Here is a 9,138-nt window from a genome sequence, read left to right as displayed (position 1 = left end):
GGTCGCTGGAGGCTCTCGCACCTCCCTGAAACCATAAAAACACATTGGAGTATTTGTTTTCAAGTGGAGATCTCGGGTAGGTCCGCTGTCTGAGGTGATCGACCGGTTGGCATTTCCGCGCCCCAGGGCGGCAGCGGTTATCGTCATCGGGGGGGCGACGCTTGGGTTGAGTCGGAGCCTGTCGCGCGTGGTCGGACGGTTCGACTTCCACGTCTTCTATACGGAACGGCGCGTGTCGGCCGTTCGAGTCTTGCTGGTGCGCCCGGCCGATCGAGGCTGCGACCCGCCCTCCGGCTTCATACAACTCGCGCCGTGCGATGACGTTATTGCCTCACTTCGGCATCGATGCTCCTACTCGCTTTCGTCACGGCCGGGCGATGGGGCTGATCGGCGTCCATGGTCGGCCCCCGGGTAGTGGTGGGTTGCCTTGTGGCAGCGTCAGTTTCGTAGCTGACCTGCCCGACTGGCTGCTTGGGGAAGTATGGCGCATGACTTTCGGAATATTTTGAACGCCAAGAGCTTTCCGCACCGCGCGCGCCGCGTCAGCCGGGGTAGTCACGTTATCGACTTCGATGCGAGGAATCCCAGAGCGATGGCGACCGGGCACACCAGCCGTCAGCCCCTTCAGCTGGATCCTGGTGAGGTTGAGCATCGCGTGAATCCGCTTCAAGTCACCGGCGGCCGCGGCCTGCTTCTTACGATGGTGCACCAAACCAGCGCCAGCCCCAACTTCTTGCGCGGTAAGGCAGAGCAGTGATACCGGATAGCCCAGCGCGTGCGCGTAAAGCTCGAGCCGATCGCCGGTAACGCCCAACCGCCCAGCTTCTGCCCGACTCACGTACCCCTGACTAACGCGGCCGGCCGAGTCCGCCAACTTCTGCATCAGCTCGGCCAACTGCCCCTGTGTCAGCGACCGCGACTCGCGCGCAAGCACCAACATCCGCGGATTCGCCACCTCTGCAGCGCTGGCCTTCATCCCACCTCCACCTATCTCTCAAGAATGTACTGGTGCTCGGCGGCGGTATCGGAGCGCATAACCCTCGGGCAGCACCGCCGCGTCCCGGCCACCACTGGCAAGACGTGAGCTGCGCAGGGCTCATGGTCGGCAAGCCGGATCAGGCGCAGGGCGCGCTGAATCGGGCGCGGCGGGTGGCCCCGCAGCAAACCCACCTGCACCCGTCCGTCCGGGAGACGGTTTACGGAATTTGGTGCGGCACAACGCAGGCAGACCAACAGCCTGACCGGATTCGCCTCCTGGCTGGGTGTACAACTCTCCGGAAGCTGGCAGCGCAACTCTGTGTCACAAAGCGTTGCGGCTGTGGATCCGCCAAGCCGAGGCCGATGCCGGTGAGCGAGGCGATCGTCCGACGACCGACATGCCGGCCGAGAACCGGGCCTAGAAGAAGCGGGTCGCGGAGTTGGAACAGGTGAACGACGTATTGCGTGATGCGAGTGTCCATTTCGCCTCGGAGCTCGGGCAGGCCCGGCGGTGTTCGTGGCGTTCGTCAACGAACACCAGGGCGCCCGGCTGAGCTCGTACTACGAGTTCTGGGCATCGCGTCCCCGACCAATTACGCGCTGGCGGGCGACGCGATCGTTCTATGGTTTCGCGCCGCAGACTTCGAACCCGCCGGCGCAATGATGGCACGGCATTCATGCTCTCCGTGTTCACCTTGTGGACACCCCCCACACCTTGACCGCATCCACTCGTGTGCTCCGCTCGGCCAAGACCTGGAAGTTCTGGTGCTTTTCCCAGTTCTCGTAGTCACCGATCACCACCAACCGCCGCCGTGCCCGAGTCACGGCCACATTGAGCAGATTCGGTGGATGGGCAGCCCAATCACGCGACTGCCGCTGGTCGCTGGCGGTGCCCAGGACCAACAGCACAATGTCTGCTTCCTTGCCCTGGGTGGTGTGCACCGTGCCGACCCGGTTCCAGTTCGAGGGCAGCACCGTGCCGAGCGCCCTTTGCAGTTCTCGGACGACATCGCGGAACGGGCTGACTACGAACACAGCCTCCCGCAGCCGCCGCTCGAGCTCGGCCTCTCGGTCCGCATCCGTCAGCGACCAGTCCGGCAATTGCGCCTTGGCCAGTTCGGCATTCATCTGGTCCTCGATGCGGTCCCGGATTGTCTCCAAGGTCTTGCGTGCGTAATCGCCTTCGACTCGATTCCACTTGCTGCCGCTCGGCTGCGCTGGGACATCGAGCCAGGTGCTCCGGGTCAGAAGGGTGAATTCCGTCTTGAACGAGACGCCGTAAACCATCATGTTGTCGTAAGCGATCTCATTGCTGATATCGAACATGAGCCGTTCGCACCGACGGTGTACGCGCAGGGGGGATCCCACCCATGTCTCGCCGAGCCCGTCCGGTTCGGGCAGCCACGTTCCGAATATGTTGAGGCGGTCCGCCATCGTCTGCACGGACGCGTTCTGCGGTGCCCACTGGCCGTCGACACCGAACTGTCGGCACAGCCGTTTCTGTCCCGACCACGGCAGGGTGACCACCGGTTCGAGCTGCAGCGGGTCGCCGACAACCACTGCGCGTTGTGCACGCCACAGCGCGCCTACCGCTGACTGTGGGGCCGCCTGCCCGGCTTCGTCGATGAACACCCAGCCCAACGCCTCACGCCCGAGCGCGGCGAACATCCGGGACAACGAGGCGAAGGTCGTCGACACTACTGGCACTACCAGAAACAGCAGTTGCCACGCTGTCAAGACCGTGGCGGCCGGAAGATCCGCCGGCGCTTCTCCTTTCACGACGTCGGTCACCGCCCAGAGGCTCCATCGAAGCTGCTTCGGCGCGTTGGTGAGCACCGCACGGTGGAGCTCGAGCGCGGCGAGGAAGGCCCGGGACCGAGCCTCGGCGAACTCTTCGTCCATCCACGGTGAGGACTTTTCGCGCTGTTCCATCGGCTCACGATCATCCGGCGCCGCATCCCATTCGGCGCCAGGAACCGTGCGCGGCCAGCGGCGGCGTGCATCCTGCAGCCGTTGGGAGTCCTGCTGTACCATCGCCTCTCGCTGCGCAACAGCTCGGTCAGCGTCACCTACTGCCCGTACCGCCGACTCGAGATCTCTATCGCACCGAGAAAGCTGTTCCTGGGCATGTCTTTCCTTCTCGGCGGCCTCATTCAGTGCCCGCTGCCTCACGGTCAGTTCGGCACTCTGCTCACTACGCCACGCCTCGGCTCGAGCAGCCAACTCATCGGCCGCCGTCACCTGGGCAGCAAGGAGTTGCGCACCGCCTTCCCAGTCGCTGAGGGCATTTCGTGACCAAATTCGCCGGAGCATGCCCGGCCTTGTCTGCGCATAGTCGCGGAGGGCGCGCTCGGCGGAACGGACGGCTATCCCCGCCTGAACAACACGTGCCTCGGCGCTGTCGAGCGAACGCCGTGCGTCGTTGACCTCTTGTTCGGCGCGCGTGCGGTCCCTTGCCATGGCCGTCGCGTGTCGCTCGAGGTCACCGCGATAAGCCTGCAGTTTCACGATGTAGTCGCGATGGTCGTCCGCCTGCTGGCGCAACCGCTGCAAATGTAGGTCGAATCCGCTGGTTCGCTCCAGAATATCCGCGATGACCTGCCGTTGCGCGGCCAGTCGCTCGACCTCGGCGACTGCCTTCTCGAACTGTTCGACGGCAGTACTCCACGGAACAACCCGGTACTTCTCGTTATCGGCCTTGGACTGCTCGAGGGCATGCAGAATCTCGTGCAGCCCGGGAATCTCTTTGTCGCCCTCTCGCTTCCGTTTGCCTCGTGGCTGGTTGCCGCGCCAGAACCGATCGACGAATTCGGACCGATTGCTGCGGTTTCCCAGGCGGGCCGCGATTGCTCCCCAACACTCCGTATCGGCCAGCAAGGTCGCCGGCCCGGACCAATAATCTGCATCCGGGAACGACTCTCGATGAATCGCCTTTGTGGCGGGAACCTCGAGGGTGATGTTCTCCACAGCACCGTTGTTCGCGGAGGCAACCACCATCTCGAACCCGGTGAGTTCAGGGATCAGCGGATGGAACTTACGTGTCCGTTTCGAATCCTCGGTCCGCCACTCCAGAGCAGCCTTGCTGAACGCATCACGCGGATCCTTCAACGTCGCCAGCCGCAGTGCGCGCTCCACGACCACCGCAGCGATGAGATCGCGCAACATCGTCGTCTTGCCGGTACCAGGAGGCCCGTTCACCGCGTAAAGGCCTCGTGCTGCTGGATCTTTCAGATTCTTGCAGATCTCGTTGATCGCGAACTGCTGACTCAGGGCCAGTGGACGATCCGCCTGCTCCGGCCACCGCCCGATCGGCATCGATCGAGGCGCCACCGCTTGCAGGACTCGCCCGGGGTTCGTGCGCACGTCTATTCGCCGCTTGGTGTCGATTCCGATGTTGTCCCGCAGATACGATGACAGAACCTCCCCCACGTCGCCGGTAGTCACCGCATCCGCCACTCGCTGGAGGTCCTCGGCGAAGAAGCTGTTCAGAAACTCGTCGGTCGAACCGCTGTCCTTGACTTTCACCTGACGACTCTTGACTCGAATCGAGTTCGGCTGCAACGCTTCTTCTACCCCCATCGTCTCGGCGACCCAGCGTGTGATCGCAGCCAAGTCGGTCACCCCAAGCACCTTCGCGCTCAGTTCCGACGGCGGCTTCTCCTCCGAGTCACCGGACGCCGCCTGAACGGACGTCGAGTCATCATCCTCCTGTCTACTGATCTTCTCCTTCACAGCCTTTGAGATCGTTTCCGTGGCGTCCTTGGCCAGGGAATCGCCGACCTTTTCCACGACCTTGCTGCCGATCGCGCCGATCACCGGTGTCAGTGCCAGGCCGGCAACGGCGGGGAGTGCTGAAATCCCCCCGGTCGCAACGTCCAATGCCACCCGTGCCGCCGTTCCGGCAACCAGACCGAGTCCCTTGCCGCGCCGAGCAGTGGCAGCCGAACCCGCCTCGACCGTCACCTTTCCGTCGCCGATCTGGAAGATATATTCCAGCAAGCGCTTTTGGTCGTCATCGAAGCCGTCGAGCCAGCGGTCACTGCCGGGCCCGGGCGTGATGGTCCGACTTACCGCCCATCCGCACGTGGATAGAGCGACACTGTCCTTTATCAGATGACCTGTGTCGTCCACCGCGAAACTCAACAGCGCACTCTCGCCGCTGATACGGCCATCCAAGTCATGCTCGGCGTCGGGCACCCGCAACGCGTTCTGCAGCACCTCGCGGACCTTCGCGATCTCGAACACGCCTGCGTAGACTGTGTGCCGCCATACGCATCCATCCCTCGCTGGCTCCGATTCCCCTGGCTCCCAAGGCAGTTTTCGTTTGATGTCGACGGGCCGGACGCCCTTCCGAGGATCTAGGCGATCCACCTTCGGCGGGCTGAAGTACTCCACGGCCCGCCAATAGCGCAAGATTTGCGCCTGACGATCGGACTCCGAGGCTTCCCCACTCATAACCCCCACCACTAACACCAGATCGATTGCAGCAGTGCATAAACGGTACACGACTACGGTAACCGAGAAGCCCGGCTGCACGAATCTCTTTCAGGCACAGGGAAAATCGGGAAGGGAGTGGCATTCGGCGACCCGGGCACTACGGGGCGCGGGCCGGCGCCTGTACGGTGGCGGTCCCACGCGCTGGTTGCGCAGTGCTGAGCACGGTCGATGTCACCGCGCTCGCCCCGCAGATCAGTAAGCCGGGCGCCACGGTCGGACTCGACACCACGCGCCAACCCCGGTCATCACGATGGCGGCAGGCGAGAATTCGACACTGATCAGTCCGGTCATCCCAGGTTGAGAATGAGATCCTTCACACGATCGGCGCTGTCCGCAGGTGTCCTCGTGATCGCGCGGGTGTCCGTCGTAGGCGCCGCGACCGCAGAAGATGAGGTCAGCGGGCGGTCCGGCGGCGAGCGACCGTCCGCGAGTAGGTCGACTCTGTCACATTTAATACGAAAAGGATATAATTTGAGATACGTATAAACGTCCCACCGAGTGAGGATCCGATGTTCGCCGCCTATCTGAGCGTCATGCTCGTCACCATCGCCGCCAACACCTTCTCGGGCGGCGCCGCCGTCACCAGATTCGGGCCGGTCATGGCGACGCTGGCGCCTGCGATGGAGACGGCGGGAGTGCCGCAGTCGTGGCTCACGTTCCCGATCGGCACCTTGAAACTGGCCGGAGCGGCGGGGCTGCTACTGGGGGTGCTCGGTGTGCCGTTCGTCGGAACGGCGGCCGCGATCGGCTTGGTGCTCTACTTCGTCTGTGCGGCCTATACGCACATCCGGGTGGGCGATTACGGGCAGACCTTCTACCTGGCGGCCGGAGTGTTCCTTCCGCTGGCCGTCGCGTGCCTGGTGCTGCAGATCGCGGCCCAGCGGGTCTGAGAGCCCCGGCCTGCTCACCGGTCGCCGGCCCTCGCGCGCCGTCTCCTCGGTGCAGCGCGCCGGCCGGTGTGCAGTTCCGTCCGCGAGGGCCTGGGTCGCTGCCGCCGCTACCCGTTCAGCAGCCCCTTGGCGATGTGGGTCACCTGGATTTCGTTGCTGCCCGCGTAGATCATCAGCGACTTCGCGTCGCGGGCAAGCTGTTCCACCTTGTACTCGGCCATGTACCCGTTGCCGCCGAACAACTGCACGGCTTCCATCGCGACCTCGGTGGCGGCGCGGGAGGAGTACAGCTTCATCGCGGAAGCCTCGGCGAGGGAGACCTTTTCGCCCGCGGCGGTGCGCTCGATGGCGTTGAACACCATGTTCTGCACATTGATCCGGGCGATCTCCATCTCGGCGAGTTTGAGCTGGATCAGCTGGAAGTGGCCGATCTCCTTACCCCACAGCGTGCGCGATTTCGCGTAATCGACACAGAGCCGGTGACATTCGTTGATGATGCCCAGCGCCAGGGAGGCGATGCCGATGCGTTCTGCGGCGAAGGATTCCTTGGCGCTGTCCTTGCCGTCGCCCTTGGCGGGATTCTCGGTCTCGCCGAGCAGGCGATCGGGGGTCAGGCGGACGTTGTCGAAGACCAACTCGCCGGTGGGGGAGGAATTCATGCCCATCTTCTTGAACGGCGAGCTCTGCACGAAACCCGGCATGCCCTTGTCGAGGACGAAGGTCAGCACCTTGCGGTCGCGGCGGTCGGTGCCGTCCTCCTCGTCCAGCTTCGCGTAGACGACGGTCACGTCGGCGTAGGGGCCGTTGGTGATGAAGGTCTTGCGGCCGTTGAGGATGTAGTCCTCCCCGTCGCGGCGGACGTAGGACTTCATGCCGCCGAAGGCATCCGAGCCCGAGTCCGGTTCGGTGATCGCCCATGCGCCGACCTTCTCGAAGGTGACCAGCTCCGGCAGCCAGCGCTTCTTCTGCGCGAGCGTGCCGCGGCTGCGGATGGTCCCGGCCGCCAGTCCGAGGCTCACACCCATCGAGGCGACCAGGCCCAGGCTGACTCCGGCCAGCTCGCTGTTGAGGATGACGCCCATGCTGCCCGAACCGCTGAAACCACCGGATTTTCCGGGCGTTCCGGCCTCCTCGTGGGCGAGCGATTTCGCCAGTCCTTCCCGTGCCATCTCGTCCAGGCCGAAGGTGGCGTACAGCTTGCGGATGATGTCGAACGGCGGCAGTGTGCCGCTCTCCAGTTCCTCGACGTGTGGTTCGATTTCCTTCTTGATGAAGCCGCGCACGGCGTCGCGAAGCATCAGATCTTCGTCGGACCACTTGTACATGTCGTCAACTCCCGAGGATTGCCGGAACGGTCCCTCGAATATAGAACACGTTCTAATTGTGGACCGCCGTGGATCGTCGAACCGGCGCCCGGCTGCCCCGCACGCACTCTCCCCACCGCTGGAACGCAATCGGCTCCGGCGTCGCGACGATTCTGAGATTATTTCGTGCGCAACAGGTCTCACACCTCGCGTGACCATCGGTCACGTCGATTTTCGAAGGGTTCAGCGATGACGAGCCGACCTGCGTTTCCCGATGCCAATGAACGCCCCCTCGACACCTGCTTACGCCTGCGCAAGACCGCGCCGGTGGTCGAGGTCGAATTTCCGGGCGGTGTTCCCGCCTACCTCGCCCTGAGCCACAAGGCGGTCGAGGAGATCCTCGCCGGCGACAACAAGACCTTCGCCCGCGATCCGAAGCACTGGCCGGCGCTCTACGACGGCTCGATCCCCGAGGACTGGCCGTTCCGGGCCATCGTGCAGGGCGATCATCTGTCCACCAAGGACGGCCAGGATCATCGGCGGCTGCGCGGACTCGTCGGCAAGGGTTTCACCCCGGCCCGAGTGCGGGCGCTGGAGCCGCGGATTCAGGAGATCATCGACGGCCTGCTCGACGGCGTCGCCGCCGGTGGCGACCGCGTCGATCTGGTACCGGCCTTCTGTGACGCCCTGCCGATGGCGGTGATCAGCGAGTTGTTCGGCGTACCCGAATCGGAGCGGCCGCAGCTGCGGCAGTGGACACTGACCTCACTGTCGCAGAACATTTCGGCCGAGGAGGCGTTCCAGACCCAGGTGGCACTGCGCGGTTACCTCTATGAGCTCGTCGAGCGCAAACAGCGCGAACCCGGTGACGATCTGACCTCGGACCTGGTGCGGGCGCGCGACGAGGGCGACCGGCTGACCACGGACGAACTGGTCGCCGTGCTGTGGCTGATGTTGATCGCCGGCCACGAGACCACGGTCTATCTGCTCGGCAATGCGGTGGTCGCGCTCGGCCGGCATCCCGATCAGCTGGCGCTGGCCAAGGCGGAGGACCGGTGGGCGGACGTCGTCGAGGAGACGCTGCGCTACCGGCATTCGGTGATGATGACGAGCTTCCGATTCACCCTGGACGACGTCACCATCGCCGGCGTGCCGATTCCGAAGGGGAACGCGGTCGGAGTGGTCTACCAGGCCACCGGCGTGGATACCGATCAGCACGGTGAGACCGCGGACGAATTCGACATCACCCGCCCGCCGCGGCCGCACCTCGGCTTCGGGCACGGGCCGCGCTACTGCATCGGCGCGCCCCTGGCCCGGCTGGAGGGCCGGCTCGGGCTGTCCAGTCTGTACCGGCGATTCCCGGACCTGACGCTCGCCATCGACCCGGCCGAAATCCCTTACACCCCTTCGTTCTTCACCGTGGGACCGCTGTCGGTTCCGGTGCATCCCGGACCCGACCGCGGCTGAGC

At 64.4% G+C, this 9,138-nt stretch carries 5 protein-coding genes; 2 read left to right on the top strand and 3 right to left on the bottom strand.

The features are described from left to right. Positions 1 to 364 precede the first annotated feature (364 nt). Together ON37_RS31910 and ON37_RS21360 are read right to left on the bottom strand one after the other, a co-directional pair. Complete coding sequence (locus tag ON37_RS31910) at positions 365 to 976, bottom strand: helix-turn-helix domain-containing protein (RefSeq protein ID WP_083893176.1); 612 nt, start codon at positions 974 to 976, stop codon at positions 365 to 367. Positions 977 to 1,668: 692 nt separating this feature from the next. Continuing rightward, a complete protein-coding gene (locus ON37_RS21360) occupies positions 1,669 to 5,223 on the bottom strand; it encodes a DEAD/DEAH box helicase (protein ID WP_040721726.1) in 3,555 nt (1,184 codons plus the stop codon). Positions 5,224 to 5,984: 761 nt separating this feature from the next. Here ON37_RS21360 and ON37_RS21355 point away from each other — a divergent pair. Next, positions 5,985 to 6,365 (top strand): DoxX family protein, encoded by a 381-nt coding sequence (locus tag ON37_RS21355; RefSeq protein ID WP_040721724.1) that lies wholly within the window; start codon positions 5,985 to 5,987, stop codon positions 6,363 to 6,365. 107 nt (positions 6,366 to 6,472) lie between these two features. On the opposite strand, the gene ON37_RS21350 is transcribed toward ON37_RS21355, so the two are convergent. Then, the gene (locus ON37_RS21350; protein WP_040721722.1) at positions 6,473 to 7,690 is read right to left on the bottom strand and encodes an acyl-CoA dehydrogenase family protein; all 1,218 of its coding nucleotides are present in this window, start codon (positions 7,688 to 7,690) and stop codon (positions 6,473 to 6,475) included. A gap of 228 nt (positions 7,691 to 7,918) precedes the next feature. Here ON37_RS21350 and ON37_RS21345 point away from each other — a divergent pair, with 228 nt between their 5' ends. Continuing rightward, positions 7,919 to 9,136, top strand: a complete 1,218-nt coding sequence (locus tag ON37_RS21345) for a cytochrome P450 family protein (protein WP_051031872.1) — start codon at positions 7,919 to 7,921, stop codon at positions 9,134 to 9,136. Positions 9,137 to 9,138 lie beyond the last annotated feature (2 nt).

It is taken from the genome of Nocardia veterana NBRC 100344, assembly GCF_000308855.1.
GTDB lineage: Bacteria > Actinomycetota > Actinomycetes > Mycobacteriales > Mycobacteriaceae > Nocardia > Nocardia veterana.
The sequence above is the reverse complement of the archived record's forward strand: the minus strand, read 5'-3'. Positions and strand labels throughout refer to the sequence as shown.